This window comes from Sandarakinorhabdus cyanobacteriorum (genome assembly GCF_002251755.1).
GTDB lineage: Bacteria > Pseudomonadota > Alphaproteobacteria > Sphingomonadales > Sphingomonadaceae > Sandarakinorhabdus > Sandarakinorhabdus cyanobacteriorum.
In genome coordinates this window covers 18,576-42,986 of record NZ_NOXT01000125.1, presented here as the reverse complement: position 1 = coordinate 42,986, position 24,411 = coordinate 18,576, and the positions used below count along the sequence as shown (strand labels likewise).

The following is a 24,411-nucleotide window of genomic DNA, read 5'->3' as shown; positions in this document are numbered from 1 at the left end:
CGCCGCACAGCGGTGGGAGGGTGAGGGGTTATTTCGGCGGGCAGCCCTTGGGATCGGCGGTCCAGCCGAAGGTCGTCAGCAGCCATTTGCCGTCGATCTTGCTCCAGCCAAAACTGTCCACCCCGCAATGGATGCGCTTGCCATCGATATCCAGCGTGTAGGGTGCCCAGACATGGGCATAATCGCGGGTGACGAGGATTTTCGACTTCACGATCCGCTCGTCAAACACGCGCGGCGGGGCGTTGCGGAAATTGTCGAACAGGGCCTGGCGGGTGAGCACGCTGTATTTCGAGCCGCCTTCGGGCGGGAAGCGCAGGATCTGGATGACAAGCTGCGGATGCGTCATCGCCTCGGCCGCATTGGCATCGCCCTTGTTGAGCGCGGCCATGAAGGCGTTGGTGGCGGCCATCACCTCGGCCTTGGGATTGGCGGCGGCGGGGGCTGCCAGCAGCAGTGCGATCAGGCCGGCGCGCATCATTCGATCACCCATGATGGTTTTCCCTTGCTCAAGAAGGCGTTGATGCCCTCGCGGCCTTCAGCGACAGTGCGGCGGGCGGCGATGCGGCGGGCGGTGTCGGCGCGCAGTTCGTCGCTGATGGCCTGGCCGGCAAAGTCCAGCGCCAGCCGCTTGGCATCAGCAACCGCCCCGGGGGCGGCCTGACCGATGTGGGTGAGCCAGTGCGCCACCACGGCCTCGGCGGCATCGGCATCGATGGCGACTTCGTCCACCAAACCAAGTGATTGCGCGGTTGCGGCATCAAAGGCCTCGGCGGTGAGGAACCAGCGCCGGGCGCGCGCGCCGATCTTCGCCATCACGAAGGGCGAGATGGTGGCCGGGGTGAGGCCCAGCCGCACTTCAGACAGGCGGAACTGGGTGCCATCCACCGCCACCGCCATGTCGGCACAGGCAACCAGCCCAACGCCGCCGCCCGTGACATGGCCGTGGGCGACAACGATCACCGGCTTCGGGCAATCATTGATGGCGGCCAGCATGTCCGAAAGCCGCGTGGCGTCGGCTTCATTCTCGGCAGCGCTCCAGCCGGCCGCCGCGCGCATCCAGTCGAGATCGGCGCCGGCGGAGAAGCTCTTGCCGGCGCCGCTCAGTACGATGGCGCGCACCTCATTCGCCTGGCCCAGCCGGGTGAAGCCTTCCGTGAGCGCGGCGATCAGATCGGCGTTGAAGGCGTTATGCCGCTCCGGCCGGTTGAGGGTGAGGCGGGCGGTGCCATAATCGTCAAGGCTTTCGTCAAGCATGGGCCGCCTCACATCCGGAAGGTGCCGAAGCGGGTTTCCGGCACCGGCTGCTGCAGCGACGCCGCGAGGGACAGCGCCACCACGGCGCGCGTGTCTTCCGGCGCGATGATGCCATCGTCCCACAGCCGGGCGCTGGCGTAATAGGGATGTCCCTGGCGCTCATATTGGGCGCGGATTGGCGCCTTGAACGCCTCTTCCTCCGCGGCCGACTTGAAGCCGCCGCCCTTCACCGTGGCCAGCACGCTCGCCGCCTGTTCGCCGCCCATCACGCTGATCCGCGCATTGGGCCACATCCACAGGAAGCGTGGGGAATAGGCCCGGCCGCACATGCCATAATTGCCGGCGCCAAAGCTGCCGCCGGTCACCACGGTGATCTTGGGCACGGCGGCACAGGCAACCGCCGTCACCAGCTTGGCGCCATGCTTGGCGATGCCTTCATTCTCAAAGCGGCGGCCAACCATGAAGCCGCTGATATTCTGCAGGAACAAGAGGGGCGTGCGGCGCTGGCAGGCCAGTTCGATGAAATGCGCGCCCTTCTGGGCGCTTTCGCTGAACAGGATGCCGTTGTTGGCGATGATGCCGACGGGATAGCCCTCGATATCGGCAAAGCCGGTGACCAGCGTCTCGCCATAGCGCGGCTTGAATTCGTGCAGTTCCGATCCGTCGACCAGCCGGGCGATGATCTCGCGCACGTCCACCGGCACCCGCGTGTCGATGGGGGCGAGCGCGTTCAGCTCGGCGGCGTCGAACAGCGGCGGCCGGCTGGGGCCGCGCACCACGGCGGGCGCGGCCGGCACGGTGGCGATGATGCGCCGGGCAATCGCAATGGCATCCTGGTCATTTTCGGCGAGATGATCGGCCACGCCCGAAAGCCGCGTGTGCACATCGCCGCCGCCCAGCTCCTCGGCGGTCACCTCCTCGCCGGTGGCGGCCTTCACCAGGGGCGGCCCGCCTAAGAAGATGGTGCCCTGGTTCTTCACGATGATCGATTCATCCGCCATCGCCGGCACATAGGCGCCGCCGGCGGTGCAGCTGCCCATCACCACCGCCACCTGCGGGATGCCGGCCGCGCTCATGGTGGCCTGGTTGAAGAAGATGCGGCCGAAATGGTCGCGATCGGGGAACACCTCATCCTGCCGGGGCAGATTGGCGCCGCCAGAATCGACCAGATAGAGGCAGGGCAGGCCGTTTTGCGCGGCGATTTCCTGGGCGCGCAGATGTTTTTTCACGGTGAGCGGATAATAGCTGCCGCCCTTCACCGTGGCATCATTGGCGACGATCACGCACAGCCGGCCTTCGACCTGGCCCACCCCGGCGATCAGGCCGGCGGCGGGCACATCCTCGCCATAGACATCATGGGCGGCGAACTGGCCGATCTCGAGGAACGCAGTGTGGGGGTCGAGCAGCGCCTCCACCCGCTGGCGCGGCAGCAGCTTGCCGCGTGCCACATGTTTTTCCCGCGCCGCCTGCGGCCCGCCCAGCGCGATGCGGGCGGCCTTTTCGCGCAGGTCGCTGAGCAGATCCGCCATGGCGCTGGCGGTGGACTTGGCGGAGGGGGGCAGGGGTTTACCAATGGCGGGCATTGTTGCGGTATAGGCGGCCCCGCGCCAGTCGCCAAGTGGCGCAGCCACCCCAAAGCGAACCTGGCGCAGCCACCGCAAAGCGAACCTGGCGCAGGTGCGTGGAACAGTTGCAAAGCTGGGGACAAGCCGCTATGCGGCGCGTTCAGTTTTCCAAGGGCCGGTCGGAACCGGTCCGCAATGAAGGAAGCCCATCATGAAGTCCGGCGTTCATCCCGATTATCACACCATCACCGTCAAGATGACGGACGGCACCACCTATCAGACCCGTTCGACCTGGGGCAAGGATGGCGACGTGATGAACCTGGAAATCGATCCGACCAGCCACCCGGCGTGGACCGGCGGCACCGGCCGCCTGATGGATGCCGGCGGCCAGGTGGCGCGCTTCAACAAGCGTTTCGCCAGCTTTGGTCTGGGCAAGAAATAAGCCTGGCTGTCAGGCTGAAGCGGTGAGGGCGGTCCTTGTGGGCCGCCCTTTTCCGTTGGGTCCTCCCCAAACTTGTTTGGGGAGGTGCCTAGCAAGGCGGGGCGGAGGGGCTGGTGGGGCAAGCGCCCCTCCGTCAGCCTTCGGCTGCCACCTCCCCAAACTTGTTTGGGAAGGATTATCCCGTCACCATCGCTTTCGCTGCCGCATAATCCGCCTTGCCGTTGGGCGCGCGTGGCACTTTCTTGACGATGTGCACCGTCTTCGGCGCCTTGTAGGCGGCAAGCTGCTGGCGGACATGGGTGCGCAACGTTTCGGCGTCCACGGGGGCATGGGCCTCCACCACCGCGGTCACCGCCTGGCCCCATTTCTCATCGGGCAGGCCGAACACCAGCGCGTCGTCGATGGCGGGATGGGTTTTCAGCGCCTCTTCCACCTCTTCGGGGAAGATCTTCTCGCCGCCGCTGTTGATGCATTGGCTGCCGCGACCGAGCAGGGTGAAGCTGCCATCGGCTTCGATGATGGCGAAATCGCCGGGGATGGAATAGCGTTTGCCGTCGATTTCGGGGAAGGTGGCGGCGGTTTTCACCGGATCCTTCCAATACCCGCGCGGGATCAGGCCGCCGCGCGCGATGCGGCCCATGGTGCCGGCGGGCACGGGCTTCATGTCATCCCCGATGATCAGCGTGTTGCCATCGGCCATGAACTTGGTCGGGGCGCCGGCATTGTCCTTCGTCTGCGCCGCCGCGCCCAGCCCCAGGCCTTCGGAGGAGCCCAGGCTGTCAACGATCATCAGATTGGGGGCGTGGCTGAGCAGGCCGGCCTTCACCTCGGGGCTCCACATGGTGCCGGACGAGATCATGATCTCCACCGTCCTGATGCTGCCGATGCCGGCATCCAGCGCCTTCAGGATCGGCCGGGCAAAGGCATCGCCGACGATGACGACATAATCGCACGCTTCGCGTGCGCAGGTGGTGGTGGCCTCCCCGGGATCGAAATTGGCGCCGGCCAGGGTGACGAGCGTGCCGCCGCGGCACAGCGTGCCCAGCGCGATGATCAGGCCGGTGCCGTGCATCAGCGGCGGCAGGATCAGCGCGCGGCGGCGGCCGGTGCCGGTTTTCAGATCGTTGATCAGCGCAGCCACGTCATGCGTGACTGCCAGGTCAATGCCAGGGTTCATCAGGCCCCACAGCGCCGCCTGATCCCACATCACCCCCTTGGGCAGGCCGGTGGTGCCGCCGGTGTAGATGAACAGCATGTCATCGCCGCGATGATCCTGGGCGGGCAGGGCGTGGCCGGCGCTGGCGGTGGTCTCGAAATCATGGGCGAAATCCGGCGTCTCGCCGCCCAGCTGGATCCACACTTTGGTGGGCAGGCGGTGGCGGATGCTGGCGACCAGAGCTGCAAACTCCGCATCATAGAAGCACACGGCGGCATCGCTGTTGTCGAGGATGTAGAACAGCTCCTCGCCGGTGTAGCGATAATTGACATTCACGTGGACGAGCCGGGCGCGCAGGCAGGCGACCAGGCTTTCCGCATATTCGGCGCTGTTGCGCATCAAGATGGCGCAGCGATCGCCGGCGACCGCGCCACCGGCCAGCATGGCGGCGGCCAGACTGGCCGAGCGGGTGGCGAGCTCGCCCCAGCTGCGGCGGGTCTGCCCGTGGATCAGCGCCGGCTGGGCCGGATCAACCATCGCCACCACCGTTTCGATGATGGCGCCAAAGCTCAGGTCGTGCGGCATGTCTCAATCTCCCCGGCCGCCACTTTATGGCCGGAGCGGGGGTTGGAAAGCCTGCACTTGTTGGGGGTTGGCCGGTTCAGCCTTCGGGCTGCAGCAGCTTGTGCAGATGCACGACGACATATTTCATCGTCGCATCATCCACCGTGCGTTGCGCATTGGCGCGCCAGGCGGCTTCGGCCTTGGCATAATCGGGAAAGATGCCAACAACATGAAGATCATCGGGGTTGGTGAACTCCAGCCCCTGGGGATCGGCCACACGGCCACCGAAAACGAGATGCAGCTTGCTCATGGCGCGGCGTCTAGCCGCAGTTGGGCTCAAGCGCCAGTGGCGCTTTGCGCATACTCGGCCTGCAGGCGTTGCATGGTCGCGGCAAACCAGGCTTCGAATTCGGGGCCATCCCAGGCGCGGTGGTTGCCTTGCGCGTAGCATTCGGCGTTGCGCATGTAGAATTCGGCGTTGATGCGGTTGGGCAGGCGATTGTCGCGGGTGGCGATCACCTTGGCCGGGCTGCCGACGATGATGCTGTTGTCGGGCGCTTCGAACCGGTCCTTGCAATAGGCGTGCTGGCCAACGATGGAGCCAGCGCCCACCCTGGCCCCGTTATACACGGTGGCATTGATGCCGATCAGGCAATGATCCCCCACCTGGCAGCCGTGCAGCGTCACATGATGGGTGACGCTGGTATAGGCGCCGACGATCACCGGTTTGCCTGGATCGGTGTGGATCATCACGAAATCCTGGATATTGGCGCCTGCGTGGATGTCGACATGGGCGGTCTCGGCCCGGATCACCGCGTTGCACCAGATGCTGGCACGCGGACCCACTGTCACCTTGCCATAAATCTGCGCCGAAGGATGGACGAAGGCGGTGGGGTGGATATCGATCATTGTTTCTGCACAGCCAGTGATTTCGCGTTGGCACTCTTCATGAACGTCACCAGCGCGTCAAAGCCATTCTTGCCAACATAGGCGGTGAAATCGGCTTCCTGGGTCAGCGCGAGGTTGACGCCCGCAACGATCAGGTTGTTGACCTGTCGCTTGCCGCCGTCGCTCTTCACCTGCCAGATCGTATCCACCGGCTGGGCGCCGGGGCGGGTGACGCGGGTATAAACCTCGGTGTAGGGCCCGCGGCCCACCGTGCGCTGCACCATCACCTTGGCATCGGCATAATCATACAGCCTGTCGGCATAGGCGTTGAGCACGAATTCCGGGAAGGCAGCGCGATAGGCCTCCAGCTGGGCCGGCGTCACCGTGGCGCGCTGGCGGCGGATCAGGCGCATGCCGATATCATCCAGCGCGACATTCTGGGTGAGAAGCTCACGGAACTTCGCCCGGGCCGCCGGCTTGCTCAGCGACTTGTCGCGCAGCACGGCAAAGCCGCTGTTCACCAGATTTTCGATGAACGGCCGCGCCGCCGGATCGCCGGGGTTGGCGGCCGTTGCCGCGCCGACCTGGGCAGTGGCTGGCGTGAAGGGCAGGGCGGTGGCCAGCAGCAGGGCGGCCAGAGTGAATGCAGGCTTGATCATGACCGGGGCAGTGCCAGAGCGCGGCTGAACAACAGCTTAGCGGCTGGTGATGCGGCGGGCGAGCGCGCCGAGGCTGCGCTTTTCGGCGGTGCTGGTGGGGAAGAGCATGGCCAGCGCCGCGCCGGCCGCGACACCGGCCAGGATCGCCACCACTGGATTTTCCTTGACCAGTTCGCGGGCATCGACGCCTGCCGAGGAGGCCGCCACCAGCGCCTCGTCCTCATAATCGGTATAGCCTTCGATATCGCGGTCGATGTCGAGCTCGGCCTTGGAAATGCGGTTCCCGGCATAGAGCGCCAGGCCGACGGCGGCGACTGCAGCGGCGGTGACATAGGGGTGCGCCTTCACGGTGGCGCCGGCATCACGGGCCAGGCCCAGCCCGCGCGTCTTCACCGTTTCCAGCGCCTCGTCGACCAGTTGGCGCGGCGCCAGACGGTCAGTCAGTTCGTTCACCTCTTCGGCCAGGGCGGCACCGGCATCATCGGCGGCGCGGGCCAGATCCTCGATGGTGGCGTCACTCGGCATGGGTCTTGTCCTTCGGTTTGGCAGCTAAGCGGTCAATCTGCGCCTGCAATGTGGTCATCGCGCGCGTCGGTGCAAGCGAAACCCCGTCCAGTCGCGACAAGGCGCCCTGTGCAAGCGCCAGAGCCGCAACACCGGCCAGCGCCGCCACCACCAGCGCGGCGGCCCAGGGCGGCAGCAGGGTGGCAAGGCCCAGCACGGCGGCCACCAGCAGCAGCACCAGCGCCGTCAACCCCAGCGCCAACGCCGCCAACAGGGCCAGCAGCGGCCCGCGCAGCTGCCCGGCGTTGGCCTTCAGCTCGGCCGCTGTCAGCTTCAGCAACGACTGCACCAGCGTCAGCAGCCCGGCCACCAGGTGCCGCGCCTGCGCCGCGATGGAGGGCTGGCCGCGCGCCATCAGTCCCGCGCGGCCTTCAGCATGCGGCCGGCCAGGAAGCCGACGGCAATCGCCACCGCCAAGGCGGCAGCCGGTTGGGCCTGCACCAGGGCGCGGCCATCGTCCACCAGTTCCTCCACCGATTTTTCCGACAGCGCATCAGCAATCTGATCGATGCTGCCGCTGGCCTGGGCCACGAAGCCGGCCACTGGCTGGGCGGCTTCGGGCAGATTGTCGGTCAACAGATCGGCCAGATCCTTGAGGCCGCGCACCTGGCCAACCAGCGCGTCGCGGGCATCTTCCACCATGGCAACCAGCCGCTTGCGGGCAAAATCGATCAGGCTGTCAAAGCCGCCAGCGGCCGGCGTCGCAATGCCTTCATCGCCGTCATAATCCCCGGCGTCGATGGGGATGGGCGCGGCTCTGGGGTCAATTGGCTGCATGGCCATGGTCATTTGCCTCACACATGTGCTTGCCCGCACAACATTCGCCTTCTATCTGGCCAATCACGCGCGCCGGCGCAAGGCTGGCCGCACCGGAAAAACCCTGTCGCCACGAGGCCAAAGCCATGACTGCGATCATCGATATCCACGCCCGCGAAATCCTGGACAGCCGCGGCAACCCCACGGTCGAGGTGGACGTGGTGCTGGAAGATGGCAGCACCGGCCGCGCCGCCGTGCCGTCGGGCGCCTCCACCGGTGCCCATGAGGCGGTAGAACTGCGCGATGGCGACAAGGCGCGCTATCTGGGCAAGGGCGTCTTGAAGGCCGTCGCTGCGGTGAACGGCGAGATTTACGACGCGCTGTCGGGCATGGAGGCCGAGGAACAGGGCGCCATCGATGCCGCGATGATCGAGCTTGATGGCACGCCGAACAAGAGCCGGCTGGGCGCCAACGCCATCCTGGGCGTGAGCCTTGCCGTCGCCAAGGCCGCCGCCGATGCGCGCGGCCTGCCGCTGCACCGCTATGTCGGCGGGGTTTCGGCGCGGCTGCTGCCCGTGCCGATGATGAACATCGTCAACGGCGGCGCCCATGCCGACAATCCGATCGACGTGCAGGAATTCATGGTGATGCCGGTCGGCGCCGGTTCCATCGCCGAAGCCGTGCGCTGGGGCGCGGAAATCTTCCACACCCTTAAGGCCGAGCTGAAGGCCCATGGCCACAACACCGCCGTGGGTGATGAGGGCGGCTTTGCCCCCAATCTGAACGGCACCCGCGCCGCGCTGGATTTCGTGATGGCGGCCATTGAAAAGGCCGGCTTCACCCCCGGCGGCAACGTGATGCTGGCGCTGGACGCCGCCGCCACGGAGTTTTTCAAGGATGGCGCCTATCATCTGCACGGCGAGGGCCTGACCCTGTCACCGGCCGCCATGGCCGATTATTGGGCCGCCCTGTGCGGCGATTATCCCATCCTCTCGATCGAGGACGGGATGAGCGAGGACGACATGGACGGCTGGAAGATCCTGACCGACAAGCTGGGCGGCAGCGTCCAGCTGGTTGGCGATGATCTGTTCGTCACCAACCCGGCGCGGCTGGGGCAGGGGATCAAGGATGGCCTGGCCAATGCCCTGCTGGTCAAGGTCAACCAGATCGGCACGCTGTCGGAAACGCTGGCAGCCGTCGATCTCGCGCACCGCAACCGCTATCGCAGCGTGATGTCGCACCGTTCGGGCGAGACCGAGGATGCCACCATCGCCGATCTCGCGGTCGCTTGCGGCTGCGGCCAGATCAAGACCGGCAGCCTCGCCCGCTCCGACCGGTTGGCCAAGTACAACCAGCTGATCCGCATTGAGGAAGAGCTGGGCAGCGACGCCGTCTACGCTGGCACCTCGGTTCTGCGCTGACCGCCAAGACCCTCCCCAAACTTGTTTGGGGAGCTGGCAGCCGAAGGCTGACGGAGGGGCTAGTGCCACAAACGCCCCTCCGCCTCGCGTTGCTCGGCACCTCCCCAAACAAGTTTGGGGAGGATCGGGTTGCTCCGCCGGCCCAGCCCCTCTATCCCTTTGGCTGTGCGCCGCATCCTGTTGATCCTGTGCCTGTTCTGGGCCGCTCCCCTGTGGGCGGCGCGGATCACGGCCGTTGAAAGCCAGCCCGGCCGGGTGACCATCACCGCCGATGGCCCGCTGCCGGCGGCGCAGGCCTTTGCGCTCGCCGATCCGTTTCGGCTTGTGGTGGATTTCGTCGGCGTGGTTGACCCAGCGCTCACCGCGCCCGGCACCAACAGCGTCGCCGGCCTGCGGATGGCCATGTTCGCCCCCGGCACCGCTCGGCTGGTGATCGATCTGAAGGCGCCGGTCATCATCCGGGAGGCGCGGGCCACCGGCAACCAAGTGGTGCTGATCCTTGATCGCAGCACGCCCCAATTGTTCGCCGCCATGGTGGCGCGGGGCCGCAAGCCCTTGCCACTGCTGCGCAGCGACGGGCCGCCACCGCCGCCGACCTTGCCCGATGCCGGGTTCCAGCTGCCATCCGATTTCGGCAAGCCGGCCACCGCCGCTGAACCGCCAGCGCCCGAAGCACCGCCGGCCGAGGCCGCCAAACCCCCGCCGCCCAAACGCGAGGCGGTTGCCATCATCGCTCGGCCCGGCGGCGTCAAATCCCGCACCGGTGGCAAGCCGCTGGTGGTCATCGATGCCGGCCACGGTGGCAAGGATGTTGGCGCCATTTCGGTGGATGGCGGCTATGAGAAGGATGTGACGCTGAGCATCGCCCGCGAAACCGCCCGCATCCTGCGCGAAAGCGGCAAGGTGCGCGTGAAGCTGACGCGGGACACCGACATCTTCATTCCGCTGGGCGGCCGGGTGCGCATCGCCCGCGATGCCCGCGCCGATCTGTTCATTTCCATCCATGCCGACAGCGCGCCGAACGACCAGGCCAGGGGCGCATCTGTCTACACCCTCTCGGCCGTGGCCAGCGATGCCATCGCCGAACGGCTGGCGGCGCGCGAAAACAAGGCGGACATCATCGGCGGCGTCAACCTGGGGGTGGAGGCGCCGGAGGTCGGCGAAATCATGGTCGATCTCGTCCGCCGCGCCACCGGCAATGTCTCGGTGCAATTTGCCGACACGCTGCAAGACGCGCTGGAAGAGCAGGACATCAATTTCCGCGGCGAATTCCACCATTTCGCCGCCTTTGCCGTGCTGAAGGCGCCCGATGTGCCGTCGGTTCTGCTGGAAACCGGCTATGTCACCAACCGGCAGGATGCCGAACGGCTGTTTTCCGATGCCGGGCGCCGCCAGGTGGCCAGGGGCGTTGCCCGCGCCATTGAACGCCACCTCACTGGCAAATGAGCCGCTGGCCCGCTATCGCTTTTGCCGTGAGCCGTCGCCGCCTTCTGTTGCTGATCCTGTTGCCGCTGCTGCTGGCCGGCGGCTTCTATTGGCAGGCAACCAAGGGCCTGCCATCCGAAAGCGATTTGGCCGCCTTCAGTCCGGCGCTGCCATCGATGGTGCGCGACGTGAATGGCGAGATCGTCACCAGCTACACCCGCGAGCGCCGCATCTTCGTGCCCTATGCCGAACTGCCGCCGCGCCTGGTCCAGGCCTATATCTCGGCCGAGGACAAGACCTTCTTCGAACATGGCGGCATCGACTGGCTGGGCATTGCCTCGGCTGTGGTCACCAACATCGAATCGGTCTTCACCGATCGCCCGCCGGTTGGCGCCTCCACCATCACCCAGCAGGTGGCGAAAAGCCTGGTTGGCAACGAGGTGTCGTTGTGGCGCAAGATCAGGGAGGCGATCCTTGCCCGCCGGCTGGAATCGGCGCTGACGAAACAGGAGATCCTCGAGATTTACCTCAACCAGATCTTCCTCGGCCGCAACGCTTATGGGGTGGAGGCCGCGGCCCAGGCCTATTTCGGCAAATCGGTGGACCGGCTTGATCTGGCGGAAATGGCCTATCTCGCCATCCTGCCCAAGGCACCCTCCACCTATGATCCCATCCGCCGGCGGGACCGCGCGCTCGCCCGGCGCGATTATGTGCTGCGCCAGATGGCGGCCAATGGCTACATCAGCGAGGCTGAGCGCGCCGCCGCCGCCGCCATGCCGCTGGCGGCCATCCCCAACCGCGCACTGCCCCGCCCGCGCGACGATTATTTCATCGAGGAGGTGCGACGGACCCTGATCGCCCGCTTTGGCGAGGCGCAGGAGAACGGCCCCAACAGCGTCTATGGCGGCGGTCTGTGGGTCCGCACCTCGCTCGATCCCGTCATGCAGGCGGCGGCCGAACAGGCGATGCGCGACGGCATGACCCGCTATGAGGCGAACCGCCCATGGCGTGGCCCCATCGCGCGGATTGAATTGGGCGCCATCGACTCTGGGGCTTGGCCCGGCCGCTTGTCGGGCACGCTGGTGCCCTTGGGCTATCCCAACTGGGCCAAGGCCGTGGTGCTGGCCAAATCCGGGCTGGACGCCCGGATCGGCTTCACCGACGGCAGCAGCGGCACGCTGCCCGGCCGGCTGGCGGCGCGGCCATTCAAGGCATCGGGCCGCTCCGCCGCGCAGGTGCTGCGCCCCGGCGATGTGATTGCCGTCGCCCGCACCCCAGCCGGGTGGGCGCTGCGGCAGCCGCCGGAAATTTCGGGCGGCTTCGTGGCGGAGGAGGTGGCCTCGGGCCGCATCCGCGCCATGGTCGGCGGCTTTGATGCCCGTGCCCAGGCCTTCAACCGCGCCACCCAGGCCAACCGCCAGCCCGGCTCCACCTTCAAGCCGATCGTCTATGCCACCGCGATGGACAATGGCTTCACCCCGGCCAGCATCGTCGTCGATGGCCCCTATTGCGTGTTCCAGACCAAGCTGTTGGGCACGAAATGCTTCAAGAATTTCAACAATCTGCGCAGCGCCGGCCCGCAGACGCTGCGCTGGGGCCTCGAACAGTCACGCAACCTGATGACGGTGCGCGTCGCGGATGCGACCGGCATGGAACGGATCGTGGCGCAGGCCAAGGCGCTGGGCATCGGTGAGTATCAGCCGGTGCTCTCCATCGCGCTGGGCGCCGGCGAGACCACGGTGATGAAGCTTACCAACGCCTATGCCCAGATTTTCAATGATGGCCGCCGGCTGGAACCAGGCCTGATCGACTATGTCCAGGATCGCAGCGGCAAGGTCATCTGGCGGCGTGACAATCGCGGCTGCCCCGGCTGCAACGCACCCGATTGGAACGGCGGGCCGATGCCGCGCCCGCAGGGCCGGGTCGTCCAGGTGATGGACCCGCGCACCGCCTATCAGATCGTGCATGTGATGGAAGGTGTGATCCAGCGCGGCACCGGCACCGTGCTGGCCAGCCTCAATCGTCCATTGGCGGGCAAGACCGGCACCACCAACGGCCCCAATGATGTGTGGTTCGTCGGGGGCACGCCGGACATCGTGGCCGGGCTTTATCTTGGCTATGACCAGCCACGCAGTCTTGGCAGCTATGCGCAAGGTGGCACCACGGCAGCGCCGATCTGGCGGCAATGGGGGCAGGTGGCGCTCAAGGATTGGCCTGCGCTGCCATTCGCGATTCCGGCCGGGGTACGCATGGTCCGCATCGACCGCCGTTCGGGCAAGCGCGTGTTCGGCGTGTGGCCTGATCCCGGCCCGCGCCCCGCTGTGATCTGGGAAGCCTTCAAGCCCGACAGCGAGCCCAGGCGCATCAACCGCGCCCAGGATGTGCTGGAACGGCGCAGCGGCGGCCGCGTGCGATCGGATGCGGAGTTTCTGGAAGCCGAAGGCGGGATTTACTGACGCGGCATCTTGCCAGCGGCTCAGGCCGGCCCTATCCGCACCGCCATGAGAGCCGAAGCCGAAAACACTGCCCTCCAAATCAAGCAGGCGCTGGACCTGCTGAGGAGGTCTCTTTGACTGGGATCGCGCCCTACGCCGTCTCGATGAACTGAACGCGCGGGTTGAAGACCCAAAGCTGTGGGACAATCCCAAGGCTGCGCAGGCGCTGATGACCGAGCGCCGCCGGCTGGACGAGGCCATCACCGCGACGCGTGAGATTGAACGCGACCTCGCTGACACCTGCGAGCTCATCGAACTTGCCGAAATGGAAGGCGATGAGGCCATGGCCGAAGACGGCGTGGCGGCGCTGAAGGCGCTGGCGAGCAAGGCCGAGAAGGACAAGGTTGCCGCCCTGTTGTCGGGCGAGGCGGACAACAACGACACCTATATCGAAATCAACAGCGGCGCCGGTGGCACCGAAAGCCAGGACTGGGCGAGCATGCTGCTGCGCATGTACCAGCGCTGGGCGGAAAAGCATGGCTACAAGGTCGAGCTGATCGATTTCAACTCGGGCGAAACCGCCGGCATCAAGAACGCCACCATATTGGTGAAGGGCACCCAGGCCTATGGCTGGGCCAAGACCGAAAGCGGCGTGCACCGGCTTGTGCGCATCAGCCCCTATGACAGCGCGGCGCGCCGGCACACCAGCTTTGCCAGCGTCTGGGTCTATCCCCAGGTGGATGACGAGATCGAGATCGAGATCAAGGAATCCGATCTGAAGATCGACACCTATCGCGCCTCGGGCGCCGGCGGCCAGCATGTGAACACCACCGATTCGGCCATCCGCATCACCCATGTGCCCACCGGCGTGATCGTCGCCTGCCAGAACGAGCGCAGCCAGCACAAGAACCGCGCCACCGCGATGAAGATGCTGAAGGCCCGGCTTTACGAGCGCGAACTCGCCATCCGCGAGGCCGAAGCCGCCAAGACCGAGGCCAGCAAGACCGATATCGGCTGGGGCCACCAGATCCGCTCCTATGTGCTGCAGCCCTATCAGCTGGTGAAGGATCTGCGCACCGGCGTCACCTCCACCAGCCCGTCCGACGTGCTGGATGGCGATGTCGATCCCTTCATGGCCGCGGCGCTGTCGCAGCGTGTGACGGGCGAAGCAGTTGACGTGGAGGATGTGGACTGATCGTCAGCACCGCAACCGGATCATGGTTTCGGCGCAGACATAATCCCATTCCTCGCTGGCGCGCAGCCGGGCCAGCATGACGTCGAACGCCGCTTCGGCGACTTCGTCAAACTCGAACCAGGTGATGAAATCGAACGGCTCGCCCAGATCGCGGCCGTGATAGAGCGTGCGCGCCACCTCGGGCAGAACGCTCATGCCGATGCGCATGTGGCGCGACCGGGCATAGATGGCCAGCCGTTGATCCTGCGCCATGCCCCACCAGGCCGCGCATTTGGACATGGGGATCAGCACGGCGCAGCGGTCGCCCCGGTCCGACGGGGCGGCGTGACCGCTCAGCTCCCGCTGCTCCTGTTGGCTGGTATAGCGCAGGTTGCTGTTCACGCCGCGCGCCTGCCAGCGGGCGCCGGCCGGCGCCGTGGCGGCCGGCGTGATCGCGAGCCGGGCAAATTTGGGAATGGCGGGGCCGTTCAATGTCTGGTGTGACAGCACGGACCAGGCGCCGAGATCGCCGCCGCTGAACACCGTGGGGGATGCGGGCTGTTGCATGGCCCGTCATTCGCCGCCCCGGCCGCTGTGGTTACGCGAACTGCGCCATGTAGCGCGACAGGCCAGCGTCGAGATCGGCGATCAGATCGGCCGGATCCTCAAGCCCGATCGACAGCCGCACGATGGGGCCGGGCAGGGGTGTGGTCGTCGCAGTACGTATGCGGTCCAGCTCCACGGGGAGCACCAGCGATTCATAGCCGCCCCAGGAAAAACCAATGCCGAAATGCTGCAGTCCGTCGATCAGCGCGGCGGTGTGCGGCCGGCTGCCCTGTTTGAGCACCATGGCGAACAGACCGGTGGCGCCGGAAAAATCCCGTTTGAACAGCGCATGATCGGGATGGGAGGGCAGGGCGGGGTGCCAGACTCGGTCCACCGCCGGATGGCCTTCCAGCCAGCGCGCCACCGCCAGTGCCGAGGCTTCGTGCCGCTCCAGCCGCAGGGCGAGCGTGCGCAGGCCGCGCAGCGCCAGCGTGCAATCATCGGCGGACACGAAATGGCCCAGCCGGTAGGTGGCGGCCTTCAGCCTTGGCCACAGCGCGGCATTGGCGGTGGCGCTGCCCATCATCACATCGCTGTGCCCGCCAACATATTTGGTCAGCGCCTGGATGCTGATGTCCACCCCCAGGCTGAGCGGCTGCAGGCGCAAGGGCGTGGCCCATGTGTTGTCGATCAACGTGGTGATGCCGCGCGCCCCTGCCACCTGGGTGATGGCCGGCAAGTCCTGCACCTCGAAACTCAGGGAACCGGGCGATTCCAGCAGGATGGCACGCGTCTGTTCAGAGACGATCTCAGCGATGCCCGCGCCGCAGCGCGGATCGAAATAGCGGGTGGTGATGCCCAGGGGGCTGAGCAGATGATCGGCAAAGGTCCGGCTCGGCTCATAGGCGCTGTCGGTGATCAACAACTCGTCACCAGCCTTCAGGCAGGCGAGCAGGCTGGTGGTGATGGCAGCGACGCCCGATGGGAACAGCTTGGTGCCGGCCGCGCCGGGCTCCAGCCCGGTCAGCGCGTCTTCCAGCGCCCAATGGCTCTGGGTGCCGCGCCGGCCATAATAAAGCCCAGCATCGGGATCGCGGATGGCGCGGTCCAGATCAGCCAGATTTTCGAACAGGATGGTCGATGCCCGCGCCACCGGCACGTTGACCATGTCGACGGCATGGTCACGCCCGGCCTGGGCCAGCTGCGTGCCGATGCCCAGCCCCGACAAGTCAGCGCGCGGCGGCCGGCGCTGCGTCACGCGCCCATCACGACCGGGTTGTGCGGGTTGGTGCCCCACTCGCTCCAACTGCCGTCATACACCGCCACATCGGTCTTGCCGTTCAGCGCGGCGCCAAAGGCCAGCACCGGGGCGGTGATGCCCGAACCGCAGGTGGCCACCAGCGGCTTGCCCAGGTCGATGCCGGCGGCATCAAACAGCGCCTTGATCTCGGCCGCGGGCTTGTAGGTGCCATCATCATTGAACAGCGCGGCATAGGGGATGTTCTTCGAGCCCGGGATATGGCCGGGGCGCACGCCGGGGCGCGGATCGGCTTCGGCACCGGTGAAGCGCGCGGCGGAGCGGGCGTCCACCACCTGCTCGGCCTTGGTGCGCAGATTGTCGGTCATCTGCGCGGCATCACGCACCAGCTTCTTGTCGGCCCACACGGTGAAATGGCGGTGGCGCACGATCGGCTTGCCGCTTTCCACCGGCCGGCCTTCGGCCTGCCACTTGCCAAAGCCGCCATCCAGGATCGCCACCTCATGCGCGCCAAACAGGTGCAGCATCCACCACACGCGCGCGGCCGAACGGATCGGGCTGTTGTCATACACCACGATGCGGCTGCCATCGCCCAAGCCCAGCGCCTGGCAGCGCGAGGCGAATTTCTCGGCCGGCGGCAGCATGGTGGGCAGGGGGCTCGACGTGTCCGACACCTCCTCGATATCGAAGAACACCGCGCCCGGAATATGGGCGGCTTCGAATTCGGCGCGGGCGTTGCGGCCGTGGGCCGGCAGGAACAGGGTGGCGTCGATGATCCGCAGATCAGACTTGACCATCTCTGCGGCAAGCCATTCAGTGGACACCAGAAGGTTCATGCGGTTACTCCCCGAGGATCATTGTCCGGACCGATATAGAGGCGTGACATAATTGCGCAGGCAGCGCATGTCACCCCCAATGTCGGGCCCGGGCATGGCTTTGTTACAGCTTGGAGAGATTAAGTGGTCGACGTGTTGCATTTGGGCCAGACAAGCGCCCTGCCGGCCAGCCCGGAAGCGGCGGTGCTGGATTATCCGCCCAACCCGCGGCCCGGTGCGATGTTCCTGGTGCGCTTCACCTGCCCGGAGTTCACGTCGCTGTGCCCGGTCACCGGTGCGCCCGATTTCGCGCACATCGTGATTGACTATGTGCCCGATCAAACCATTGTTGAATCAAAGGCGTTGAAGCTGTTCCTCGGATCGTTCCGCAACCATGCCGGCTTCCACGAGGATGTGACCGTGGGCATCGGCCAACGGCTGGTGGCCGAAATGCAGCCCCGATGGCTGCGCATCGGCGGCTATTGGTATCCGCGCGGCGGCATTCCGATCGATGTGTTCTGGCAATCAGGCCCGGTGCCCGATGGCTTGTGGCTGCCGGACCAGGGCGTGCCGACCTATCGCGGGCGCGGCTGACACGGGAAGAGGGGGGACCATCATGCTGATTCGCACCATCACCGCCGCGCTGTTGCTGGCCGGAAGCGCTGCGGCGCAATCCGCTGATCAACGCCTGAAAGCGGTTTATGATGCCGAATGGCAATGGCGCCTGGCGCAGACCGGCCAGGTGCAGGATGGGCTGGACACGAGGCAGGGCCCGCGCCTGCCCTGTGTGACGCCGGCCTGCCAGGCGGGGCGGCTGCGCTATTGGCAGGGCGTGCTCGATCAGCTGGCCGCCATTCCCGATGCCGATCTTTCGCGCGCCGAACGGCTGAACAAGGCCGTCCTGCAGGAGTCGCTGCGCGCCGAGGTGGTGGGCCTGAAGTGGCGCAATTATGAAATGCCGATCAACAGCGATGTGAACGTGTGGAATTATTTGCCCGCACAGGCGCCGTTCCGCACGGCACAGGAATATCGCGACTATATCAGCCGCATGCGCGACATCCCGCGCTGGTTTGACGAGAATATCGCCAACATGCGCGCCGGCATGAAGCGCGGCTTCACCCCGCCGGCCGTCACGCTGAAGGGCCGGGACCAGACGCTGGAAAAACAGATCAAGCCAGGCAGCGAAAGCCCATTCTATGCGCCGTTCGCACTGATGCCGGCCACCATAACGGCTGCCGAACAGGCGCAGCTGCGCGCCGAGGCCCAGACGGTCATTGATGGCATCGTCAACCCGGCGCAGACGAAGATGCTGGCCTTCCTGCGCAGCGACTATCTGCCCGGCGCCCGCACCACCACGGCGGCGCGCGATCTGCCCGATGGCACCGCCTGGTACCGCGATCAGGTGAAGGAATTCACCACCACCGATCTGACGCCCGAAGCCATCCACCAGATCGGCCTGAAGGAAGTCGCACGCATTGATGCCGATCTGCGCGCCGCCATGGTGCAATCGGGGTTCAAGGGCGAATACAAGGATTTCCTGGTCTTTCTTCGCACCGATCCGCAATTCTATGCCCGCACGCCCGATGAGCTGCTTGGCTTTTCCGCCTATGTCATCAAGCGGATGGACGGCAAGCTGAACCAGATTTTCACCACCCTGCCGCGCTATCGCTTCACCCTGCGCCCCGTGCCCGATGCCATCGCCCCCACCTACACCTCCGGGCGCGGCGGGCTCGATGCCTGTTACATGAACACCTATGATCTGAAATCGCGGCCGCTGTTCATGCTCACCGCGCTCACCCTGCATGAATGTGTGCCCGGCCACAGCCACCAGGGCGCCATGGCGCTGGAGGCGCCGGCGGCGCCGCCATTCCGCCGCCAGACCTATTTTTCCGGCTATGGCGAGGGCTGGGGGCTCTACACCGAGTTTCTGGGCAAGGAACTCGGCATGTACCGCAATGCCTATGAGGAGTTTGGCCGCGCCAGCTTTGAAAACTGGCGCGCCAGCCGGCTGGTGGTCGATACCGGCCTGCACCTGATGGGCTGGAGCCGGGATCAGGCCATCGCCTATCTCGAAGAGCATACCGCGCTGGCCCGCCACGATATCGAGATCGAGGTGGACCGCTACATCAGCTGGCCCGGCCAGGCGCTGGCCTACAAGCTGGGCGAGATGAGCATCCGCAAGCTGCGCGGCGAGGCAGAGGTGGCGCTGGGCAGCGGCTTTGACATCCGCCGCTTCCACGACACACTGCTCGGCCTCGGCTCGGTGCCGCTGCCGGTGATGGAGGCGGAAATGCGCGCCTGGGTGGCGGCGGAGCGCAGCCGGGCCGGGCGCTGATGGCTTAGGGAATCCCCGTCAGCTTGTGCGTCTGCAGGCTCAGCCGCCATTGCGGGTGGGCCAGGCAATAGGCAATGGCGGCCTGGATATTTTCGGCCTGGGCCGGGCCGTCCATCGGCTGCAGGAAGAAATGCTGGAAATCCATGTGCGCGAAGCGGTCGGGCATCGCCTTGGCCTGCGGAAACACCAGCTTCAGCTCGCTGCCAGCGGTCAGCACCAGCGGCGCATCGGCCTTGGGCGACACGCAGATCCAGTCAATGCCGGGTGGCGGCACTTGTGTGCCATTCGTTTCGATGGCGATTTCGAACCCGCGTGCGTGCAGGGCTGCCACCAGCGGCGCATCCAGCTGCAACAGCGGTTCGCCGCCAGTGCACACGACCAGCCGGTGCGCGGCTGTCTCCCCCCAGCAGGCGGCCACGGCATCGGCCAGCGCCTCAGGCGCGGCAAATTTGCCGCCACCCGGCCCATCGGTGCCAACGAAATCCGTGTCGCAGAAGGTGCACACGGCCGTGGCGCGATCCTGTTCGCGGCCGGACCACAGGTTGCAGCCGGCAAAGCGCAGGAACACCGCCCGCCGGCCGGTTTGCGCGCCTTCACCCTGCAAGGTGAGGAACAATTCCTTCACGGCGTACATCAGAGCGCCGGGTCCGCCATCCCGGCTTCGGCAAAGCCCTTGGCGCGCAGCCGGCAGCTGTCACACAGGCCGCAGGGCCGGCCGTCCGGCGTCGGGTCATAGCAGGACCAGGTCAATTCGAGCGGCGCGCCGGCTGTCTGACCGGCCGCGATGATCCCGGCCTTGTCCAGCGTCATCAGCGGAGTATGGACTCGGAAGCGTTCGCCCTCCACCCCGGCCTTGGTGGCGCTGTTGGCCATGGTTTCAAACGCCGCGATGAATTCGGGCCGGCAATCGGGATAGCCGGAATAGTCCAGCGCATTCACCCCGATGAACAGATCCCGCGCGCCCGCCGCTTCCGCCCAGCCCAGCGCGACCGACAGGAAGATGGTGTTGCGCGCCGGCACATAAGTGACCGGGATGCCGGGCTCCACGCCGCCTTTGGGCACATCGATATCGGCGGTCAGCGCCGATCCGCCAAAGCCGGTGAGATCCAGCGGCAACACGATATGCCGCTCGGCGCCCAGCGCCTTCGCCACGCGCGCGGCATGCTCCAGCTCGATGCGGTGGCGCTGGTTGTAATCGATGGTCAGCGCCAGGATTCGCCAGCCTTGCGCCCGTGTAATGGCGGCCACCGTGGTGGAGTCCAGCCCGCCCGAAAGCAGGACGACAGCAAGGCGGTTGGAGGCGTTCATTGCGGCGCTCTATAGCCAAGCTTGCCCTGTTCGCAAACCAGCCGGCAAATCTTGACGAACTGTCCTGTGATAGTATAACACTGTTGCAGTGCCTGCGGAGATGGGCATGCAAACGGGGGTCTGCAAACATGAAACTTCGCACGTTGGGTGCAGTAGCGGCCTTGTTGACAGCCATGCCGGCTGCCGCACTGGATGTGATTGCCAGCTTCACGCCGACCATGACCAACACCGGCAATTTCGCGCCGGTCACGGCCGTTTTGACCGGCCTGGTCGAGGGCATCAACCTTGGCAGCAACATCGGGTTTTCCGTCACGGCGTCGCCAATCGCGGGCACCCTTGGCGGCGGTTACACCGCCGGCAACAGCGATTTCGGCACCTTTGGTGACGACACTGTAGCGCTGATCGTCACGGGTGGTGTCGTGACCATGGCCGATTTCTATTGGCGCCGCGGCTCCACCTCTTTCACCATCAGCAAGAACGCGTTCTCGATCCCGCAGATTGAGGACGACGTCACCTTCGAATATGCCGAAAGCCGGGATCTGGACACGTTCGAGCCCATCCCGACCAGCTTCACCGCCGTTGGTGGCCCGGCAGTGCCGGAACCGGCCAGCTGGGCGATGCTGATTGCCGGCTTCGGCCTGGTGGGCGCCGTCCAGCGCCGGCGCGCCGCCGCGTTGGGCTGAACATCATCATGCCGGGTGGGGCCTCCACCCGGCAGACGTTCAGGCCGCGATACCGAACACCCGGCTGCAGAATTGGCAGTCGACGCTGATCAGCCCCTTGTCGTCGCGCATCTCGGCGCGTTCGGCTTCGGGAAAGCGCATCAGCACGTCGCGGATATGCGCCGCCGAACAGCGGCAGCCCTTCACCGGGGTGGGGCCCGGCACCACGCGCACCTGCTCTTCGTGGAACAGCCGCCACAACAGTGCCTCGGCCGAAAGCTCGGCGTCGGTCAATTCCTCCACTGATGTGGTGGCGGCCAGCGCCTCGATATGGCTCCAGTCCGGATGCTGTTCGCCAGCGTCCAGCCGCTCGCCGCCGATCTCGGCGCGGGCGAGATGCTGCACCATCAGGCCGCCGGCCAGCCAGCCAGTCGCGGCACTGCCGGCGACGCCGACGCGCATCAGGGTGGGCAATTGCTCCGATTGGCTGAACCAGGTTTCCAGCGCCTCGCCCAGCGTCGCGCCCTCCAGCGGCACGATGCCCTGCCAGCGTTCATCCGACACCGCCTGGTCAACCGTGATGGCAAGATAGCCGCTGCCGAACAGATTGGGCAGGCTCATGCCTTCGGTTACAACGGCTTCCGGGTCGTGCTTCACATAGCCGCGCAGCTCGCCGGCCCGCCAGTCACAGGCCAGCAACTCGACAATCCCGCCCTTGGCCTGCGCCTGCAGCGTCACCTGGCCATCGTCCTGCTTCATCGCCGCGCCAACCAGCGCGGTGAGCGTCAGGGCTTCGGCCAACAGGCGAATCAGCGGTTCCGGATAGGGATGGGCGGCCAGGATCGCGTTCAGCGTTGCATCCAGCCGCACCACCTGGCCGCGCGCGTTGCGCGCCGGCACCATGAAGCCCAGCGAACGATCGGCCGCGGGGGCAAGGCCTTCGGTCACCATCAGATGCGGCCCAGACACCAGAGCAGGATGGCCTTTTGCACGTGCAGGCGGTTTTCCGCCTCGTCCCACACGGCAGAGGCCGCGCCGTCCATCACGCTGTCCGTCACCTCGTCATTGCGGTGGGCGGGCAGGCAGTGGAGGAAGATCGCGCCGGGGGCAGCCTTTGCCATCAGCGCATCATTCACCTGGAACGGCTTGCAGGCGGCCATCTTTTCCTTGCTGTCGGCCTGGCCCATCGACACCCAGGTGTCGGTCACCACCACCTCGGCATCTTCCACCGCGGCTTCGGCATTGTGCACCAGATCGATGCAGCCGCCGCGCGCGCAGGCGGTGGCCATCACGCCCGAATCCGGCTCCAGACCGTGCGGCACACCCACCTTCAGATCGAATTTCAGCAGGCTGCTGGCCTCGATCAGCGAGTTGGTCATGTTGTTGCCATCGCCAACATAAGCCCAGGTGGAGCCCGTCACCGGGCGGCCGGCGCGCTCTTCAAAGGTCATGATGTCGGCCATCACCTGGCAGGGGTGCGACAGATCGGTGAGGCCATTGATCACCGGAATGCCGGCATGTTCGGCCAGCTGCTCCAGCTTCTCGTGGCGGTTGGTGCGCAGCATCAGCGCATCGACCATGCGGCTCAGCACCCTGGCGGTGTCCGCGATGGTCTCGCCGCGGCCCAGCTGCATCTCGCCGGCGCTCGACACGATGGTGGTGGCGCCCAGCTGGCGGGCGGCCATGTCGAAGGAAAAGCGGGTGCGCGTGCTGGGTTTTTCAAAGATCATGCCCAGCACATGCCCGGCCAGCGGCGCATCGTCGTCCACCCGGCCCTTGGGCCAGCCGGCGCGCGCCGCCTTGCGCCGGTGCGCTTCATCAAGGATCGCCCGCAGGCCGGCGGGGGTGGCAGTGGCCAGATCGAGGAAATGCGGCATTTTTCAAAGTTCCTCCCCTTCCGCGTGGCGGATGGGGCCGGGGGGGTGGGAAATTCGGGGCAAGCGGCTGGTGCCCACCCCCATCCCCTCCCGCGAGCGGGAGGGGAGCGAGTTGGGTCAGGCGGCCACCGCCGGCTGATAGCTGCGCGCCGCTTCGGACAGGCGCTCCACGCATTCGCGGATCTGCTTCTCGCCAATGGTCAGCGGTGGCAGCAGGCGCATCACATTGTCACCGGCGGCCACGGCCAATATGCCATGGCTGCGGGCGTGGCCAACAAAGGCGCGGCTGTCGCTCTTCAGCTTCAGGCCCAGCATTAGGCCATGGCCCCGCACGCTTTCGAACAGCGTATCGTGATTGGGGATCATCTGTTCCAGCGCCTGGGTCAACCGGGCGCCCATCTCGCGCACCTGCAGCAGAAAATCCGGTTCGGTCACGATATCGAGCACCGCTTCGCAGGCCGCCATCGCCAGCGGATTGCCGCCATAGGTGCTGCCATGGGTGCCAACCACCATGCCGGCGGCGGCCTTTTCGGTGGCCAGGCAGGCGCCGACCGGGAAGCCGCCGCCAATGCCCTTGGCAATCGCCATGATGTCGGGCGTCACGCCATACATCTCGTGGGCAAACAGATGGCCGGTGCGGGCGACGCCGCACTGCACCTCATCAAGGATCAGCAGCAGGCCATGCTTGTCGGCCAGCGCACGCAGGCCCTGCAGAAATTCCGGGCTGGCCGGGCGGATGCCGCCTTCGCCCTGGATCGGCTCCACCATGAAGGCGCCCACCGTGTCGTCGATGGCGGCTTCGGCGGCGGCGAGATCGTCGAACGGCACCACCTTGAACCAGTCCGGCAGCGGCTCGAAGCCCTTGCGCAGCTTTTCCTGATCGGTCGCCGAAATGGTCGCCAGCGTGCGGCCGTGGAAGGCGTTGGAGAAGGTGATGATGCGATGCTTGTGCGGGTTGCCGGTCGCATAATGATAGGCGAACACGGTTTTCACCGAACATTCAATGGCTTCGGCGCCGGAGTTGGTGAAGAACACCGTGTCGGCAAAGGTCAGGTCCACCAGGCGCTGGGCCAGATGCTCCTGCGCCGGCGCCTTGTAGAGATTGGATGTGTGCATCAGCGTGGCGGCCTGTTTCTGGATCGCCTGCACCAGATGCGGGTGGCCATGGCCCAGGCAGTTGACGGCAATGCCGCTCGCCATGTCGAGCCACTCGCGCCCTTGCGCATCATAGAGATAACAGCCGTCGCCTCGCACCGGCGCGACCTCGCACCGGCCATACACAGGCATCAGCGGGCTGATCGTCATCG

General features: G+C 66.2%; 25 protein-coding genes and 1 pseudogene. 8 read left to right on the top strand and 18 right to left on the bottom strand.

The features are described from left to right. Positions 1–28: 28 nt before the first annotated feature. Genes CHU93_RS15795 through CHU93_RS15785 form a run of 3 tightly spaced genes read right to left on the bottom strand, consistent with a single transcriptional unit; the run spans position 29 to position 2,783 of the window. Positions 29–490, bottom strand: coding sequence for a nuclear transport factor 2 family protein (locus CHU93_RS15795; RefSeq protein ID WP_094475108.1), 462 nt, complete (start codon positions 488–490; stop codon positions 29–31). Further along, on the bottom strand, positions 475–1,254 hold the full coding sequence (locus CHU93_RS15790; protein ID WP_094475107.1) for an enoyl-CoA hydratase-related protein: 780 nt from the start codon (positions 1,252–1,254) through the stop codon (positions 475–477). Before CHU93_RS15790 ends, CHU93_RS15795 begins: the two co-directional genes overlap by 16 nt. Positions 1,255–1,262: 8 nt before the next feature. Next, the gene (locus CHU93_RS15785) at positions 1,263–2,783 is read right to left on the bottom strand and encodes a carboxyl transferase domain-containing protein (RefSeq protein WP_243375738.1); all 1,521 of its coding nucleotides are present in this window, start codon (positions 2,781–2,783) and stop codon (positions 1,263–1,265) included. A gap of 247 nt (positions 2,784–3,030) precedes the next feature. Here CHU93_RS15785 and rpmE point away from each other — a divergent pair, with 247 nt between their 5' ends. Then, complete coding sequence (gene rpmE / locus CHU93_RS15780; RefSeq protein WP_086116359.1) at positions 3,031–3,261, top strand: 50S ribosomal protein L31; 231 nt, start codon at positions 3,031–3,033, stop codon at positions 3,259–3,261. Between the two features lie 175 nt (positions 3,262–3,436). On the opposite strand, the gene CHU93_RS15775 is transcribed toward rpmE, so the two are convergent. The 7 genes from CHU93_RS15775 to CHU93_RS15745 all read right to left on the bottom strand — a co-directional run bounded on the left by CHU93_RS15775 (position 3,437) and on the right by CHU93_RS15745 (position 7,869). Continuing rightward, complete coding sequence (locus CHU93_RS15775) at positions 3,437–5,002, bottom strand: AMP-binding protein (protein WP_094475106.1); 1,566 nt, start codon at positions 5,000–5,002, stop codon at positions 3,437–3,439. 76 nt (positions 5,003–5,078) lie between these two features. Beyond that, positions 5,079–5,291 carry a DUF4170 domain-containing protein gene (locus tag CHU93_RS15770; protein WP_086116357.1) on the bottom strand — a complete coding sequence of 71 codons (213 nt, stop codon included), beginning with the start codon at positions 5,289–5,291 and terminating at the stop codon, positions 5,079–5,081. A 26-nt stretch (positions 5,292–5,317) separates the two neighbouring features. Continuing rightward, on the bottom strand, positions 5,318–5,890 hold the full coding sequence (locus CHU93_RS15765; RefSeq protein WP_094475105.1) for a gamma carbonic anhydrase family protein: 573 nt from the start codon (positions 5,888–5,890) through the stop codon (positions 5,318–5,320). Then, positions 5,887–6,528, bottom strand: a complete 642-nt coding sequence (locus tag CHU93_RS15760; protein ID WP_094475104.1) for an MlaC/ttg2D family ABC transporter substrate-binding protein — start codon at positions 6,526–6,528, stop codon at positions 5,887–5,889. The genes CHU93_RS15765 and CHU93_RS15760 overlap by 4 nt, the downstream gene beginning before the upstream one ends. Before the next feature lie 36 nt (positions 6,529–6,564). Beyond that, the gene (locus CHU93_RS15755) at positions 6,565–7,053 is read right to left on the bottom strand and encodes a DUF3618 domain-containing protein (RefSeq protein WP_094475103.1); all 489 of its coding nucleotides are present in this window, start codon (positions 7,051–7,053) and stop codon (positions 6,565–6,567) included. Then, positions 7,043–7,447 carry a phage holin family protein gene (locus tag CHU93_RS15750; protein WP_094475102.1) on the bottom strand — a complete coding sequence of 135 codons (405 nt, stop codon included), beginning with the start codon at positions 7,445–7,447 and terminating at the stop codon, positions 7,043–7,045. The genes CHU93_RS15755 and CHU93_RS15750 overlap by 11 nt, the downstream gene beginning before the upstream one ends. Further along, positions 7,447–7,869, bottom strand: a complete 423-nt coding sequence (locus CHU93_RS15745) for a hypothetical protein (RefSeq protein WP_165768778.1) — start codon at positions 7,867–7,869, stop codon at positions 7,447–7,449. Before CHU93_RS15745 ends, CHU93_RS15750 begins: the two co-directional genes overlap by 1 nt. A gap of 125 nt (positions 7,870–7,994) precedes the next feature. Here CHU93_RS15745 and eno point away from each other — a divergent pair, with 125 nt between their 5' ends. The 4 genes from eno to prfB all read left to right on the top strand — a co-directional run bounded on the left by eno (position 7,995) and on the right by prfB (position 14,324). After that, the gene (gene eno, locus CHU93_RS15740) at positions 7,995–9,269 is read left to right on the top strand and encodes a phosphopyruvate hydratase (protein ID WP_094475100.1); all 1,275 of its coding nucleotides are present in this window, start codon (positions 7,995–7,997) and stop codon (positions 9,267–9,269) included. 165 nt (positions 9,270–9,434) lie between these two features. Next, a complete protein-coding gene (locus tag CHU93_RS15735) occupies positions 9,435–10,715 on the top strand; it encodes an N-acetylmuramoyl-L-alanine amidase (RefSeq protein WP_165768777.1) in 1,281 nt (426 codons plus the stop codon). Between the two features lie 26 nt (positions 10,716–10,741). After that, entirely contained in the window at positions 10,742–13,150 is a 2,409-nt protein-coding gene (locus tag CHU93_RS15730; protein WP_243375728.1) for a penicillin-binding protein 1A, read from the top strand. A 45-nt stretch (positions 13,151–13,195) separates the two neighbouring features. Next, a protein-coding gene (gene prfB, locus CHU93_RS15725) for a peptide chain release factor 2 (protein ID WP_106408492.1) occupies positions 13,196–14,324 on the top strand; the annotation gives its coding sequence in 2 pieces (ribosomal slippage) (positions 13,196–13,264 and positions 13,266–14,324; 1,128 coding nt in all). Between the two features lie 3 nt (positions 14,325–14,327). Here the strand turns inward: prfB and CHU93_RS15720 are convergent. From CHU93_RS15720 to sseA, 3 genes are read right to left on the bottom strand one after another with little or no spacing between them, the layout of a single operon-like run. Next, positions 14,328–14,870, bottom strand: coding sequence for a chlorite dismutase family protein (locus tag CHU93_RS15720; RefSeq protein ID WP_094475098.1), 543 nt, complete (start codon positions 14,868–14,870; stop codon positions 14,328–14,330). Between the two features lie 31 nt (positions 14,871–14,901). Then, positions 14,902–16,107: a cystathionine beta-lyase gene (metC, locus tag CHU93_RS15715; RefSeq protein WP_423825914.1), complete on the bottom strand. Its 1,206-nt coding sequence runs from the start codon at positions 16,105–16,107 to the stop codon at positions 14,902–14,904. Continuing rightward, positions 16,104–16,943: a 3-mercaptopyruvate sulfurtransferase gene (gene sseA / locus CHU93_RS15710; RefSeq protein ID WP_094475097.1), complete on the bottom strand. Its 840-nt coding sequence runs from the start codon at positions 16,941–16,943 to the stop codon at positions 16,104–16,106. The genes metC and sseA overlap by 4 nt, the downstream gene beginning before the upstream one ends. A 123-nt stretch (positions 16,944–17,066) precedes the next feature. Here sseA and queF point away from each other — a divergent pair, with 123 nt between their 5' ends. Together queF and CHU93_RS15700 are read left to right on the top strand one after the other, a co-directional pair. After that, positions 17,067–17,516: a preQ(1) synthase gene (queF, locus tag CHU93_RS15705; RefSeq protein WP_086116347.1), complete on the top strand. Its 450-nt coding sequence runs from the start codon at positions 17,067–17,069 to the stop codon at positions 17,514–17,516. 22 nt (positions 17,517–17,538) lie between these two features. Continuing rightward, entirely contained in the window at positions 17,539–19,257 is a 1,719-nt protein-coding gene (locus CHU93_RS15700; protein ID WP_243375727.1) for a DUF885 domain-containing protein, read from the top strand. A 4-nt stretch (positions 19,258–19,261) separates the two neighbouring features. Here CHU93_RS15700 and queE read toward each other — a convergent pair whose 3' ends face one another. Both queE and queC read right to left on the bottom strand, forming a co-directional pair. Continuing rightward, complete coding sequence (gene queE / locus CHU93_RS15695; protein ID WP_094475096.1) at positions 19,262–19,894, bottom strand: 7-carboxy-7-deazaguanine synthase; 633 nt, start codon at positions 19,892–19,894, stop codon at positions 19,262–19,264. Next, positions 19,891–20,565 carry a 7-cyano-7-deazaguanine synthase QueC gene (gene queC, locus CHU93_RS15690; RefSeq protein ID WP_094475095.1) on the bottom strand — a complete coding sequence of 225 codons (675 nt, stop codon included), beginning with the start codon at positions 20,563–20,565 and terminating at the stop codon, positions 19,891–19,893. Before queC ends, queE begins: the two co-directional genes overlap by 4 nt. Positions 20,566–21,149: 584 nt before the next feature. On the opposite strand from queC, the pseudogene CHU93_RS18300 reads away from it, so the two are divergent. Continuing rightward, positions 21,150–21,248: pseudogene (locus CHU93_RS18300) on the top strand (PEPxxWA-CTERM sorting domain-containing protein); the annotation flags it as partial. A 39-nt stretch (positions 21,249–21,287) separates the two neighbouring features. Here the strand turns inward: CHU93_RS18300 and hslO are convergent. The 3 genes from hslO to CHU93_RS15670 form a co-directional block, all read right to left on the bottom strand. Then, entirely contained in the window at positions 21,288–22,178 is an 891-nt protein-coding gene (gene hslO / locus CHU93_RS15680; protein ID WP_094475093.1) for an Hsp33 family molecular chaperone HslO, read from the bottom strand. After that, the gene (gene argF, locus CHU93_RS15675; protein WP_094475092.1) at positions 22,178–23,104 is read right to left on the bottom strand and encodes an ornithine carbamoyltransferase; all 927 of its coding nucleotides are present in this window, start codon (positions 23,102–23,104) and stop codon (positions 22,178–22,180) included. The genes hslO and argF overlap by 1 nt, the downstream gene beginning before the upstream one ends. 117 nt (positions 23,105–23,221) lie before the next feature. After that, positions 23,222–24,409, bottom strand: a complete 1,188-nt coding sequence (locus CHU93_RS15670) for an aspartate aminotransferase family protein (protein ID WP_094475091.1) — start codon at positions 24,407–24,409, stop codon at positions 23,222–23,224. Positions 24,410–24,411: the final 2 nt, after the last annotated feature.

Bases quoted from the DNA above. Each gene is read 5' to 3' on its own strand.
- hslO (WP_094475093.1), bottom strand. From the start codon at position 22,178: ATGGTGACCGAAGGCCTTGCCCCCGCGGCCGATCGTTCGCTGGGCTTC.
- sseA (WP_094475097.1), bottom strand. From the start codon at position 16,943: ATGAACCTTCTGGTGTCCACTGAATGGCTTGCCGCAGAGATGGTCAAG.
- eno (WP_094475100.1), top strand. From the start codon at position 7,995: ATGACTGCGATCATCGATATCCACGCCCGCGAAATCCTGGACAGCCGC.
- rpmE (WP_086116359.1), top strand. From the start codon at position 3,031: ATGAAGTCCGGCGTTCATCCCGATTATCACACCATCACCGTCAAGATG.
- CHU93_RS15750 (WP_094475102.1), bottom strand. From the start codon at position 7,447: ATGGCGCGCGGCCAGCCCTCCATCGCGGCGCAGGCGCGGCACCTGGTG.
- CHU93_RS15745 (WP_165768778.1), bottom strand. From the start codon at position 7,869: ATGCAGCCAATTGACCCCAGAGCCGCGCCCATCCCCATCGACGCCGGG.
- CHU93_RS15795 (WP_094475108.1), bottom strand. From the start codon at position 490: ATGGGTGATCGAATGATGCGCGCCGGCCTGATCGCACTGCTGCTGGCA.
- CHU93_RS15765 (WP_094475105.1), bottom strand. From the start codon at position 5,890: ATGATCGATATCCACCCCACCGCCTTCGTCCATCCTTCGGCGCAGATT.
- CHU93_RS15770 (WP_086116357.1), bottom strand. From the start codon at position 5,291: ATGAGCAAGCTGCATCTCGTTTTCGGTGGCCGTGTGGCCGATCCCCAG.
- CHU93_RS15670 (WP_094475091.1), bottom strand. From the start codon at position 24,409: ATGACGATCAGCCCGCTGATGCCTGTGTATGGCCGGTGCGAGGTCGCG.
- CHU93_RS15760 (WP_094475104.1), bottom strand. From the start codon at position 6,528: ATGATCAAGCCTGCATTCACTCTGGCCGCCCTGCTGCTGGCCACCGCC.
- CHU93_RS15755 (WP_094475103.1), bottom strand. From the start codon at position 7,053: ATGCCGAGTGACGCCACCATCGAGGATCTGGCCCGCGCCGCCGATGAT.
- queC (WP_094475095.1), bottom strand. From the start codon at position 20,565: ATGAACGCCTCCAACCGCCTTGCTGTCGTCCTGCTTTCGGGCGGGCTG.
- CHU93_RS15700 (WP_243375727.1), top strand. From the start codon at position 17,539: ATGCTGATTCGCACCATCACCGCCGCGCTGTTGCTGGCCGGAAGCGCT.
- CHU93_RS15790 (WP_094475107.1), bottom strand. From the start codon at position 1,254: ATGCTTGACGAAAGCCTTGACGATTATGGCACCGCCCGCCTCACCCTC.
- CHU93_RS15785 (WP_243375738.1), bottom strand. From the start codon at position 2,783: ATGGCGGATCTGCTCAGCGACCTGCGCGAAAAGGCCGCCCGCATCGCG.
- CHU93_RS15775 (WP_094475106.1), bottom strand. From the start codon at position 5,002: ATGCCGCACGACCTGAGCTTTGGCGCCATCATCGAAACGGTGGTGGCG.
- argF (WP_094475092.1), bottom strand. From the start codon at position 23,104: ATGCCGCATTTCCTCGATCTGGCCACTGCCACCCCCGCCGGCCTGCGG.
- CHU93_RS15720 (WP_094475098.1), bottom strand. From the start codon at position 14,870: ATGCAACAGCCCGCATCCCCCACGGTGTTCAGCGGCGGCGATCTCGGC.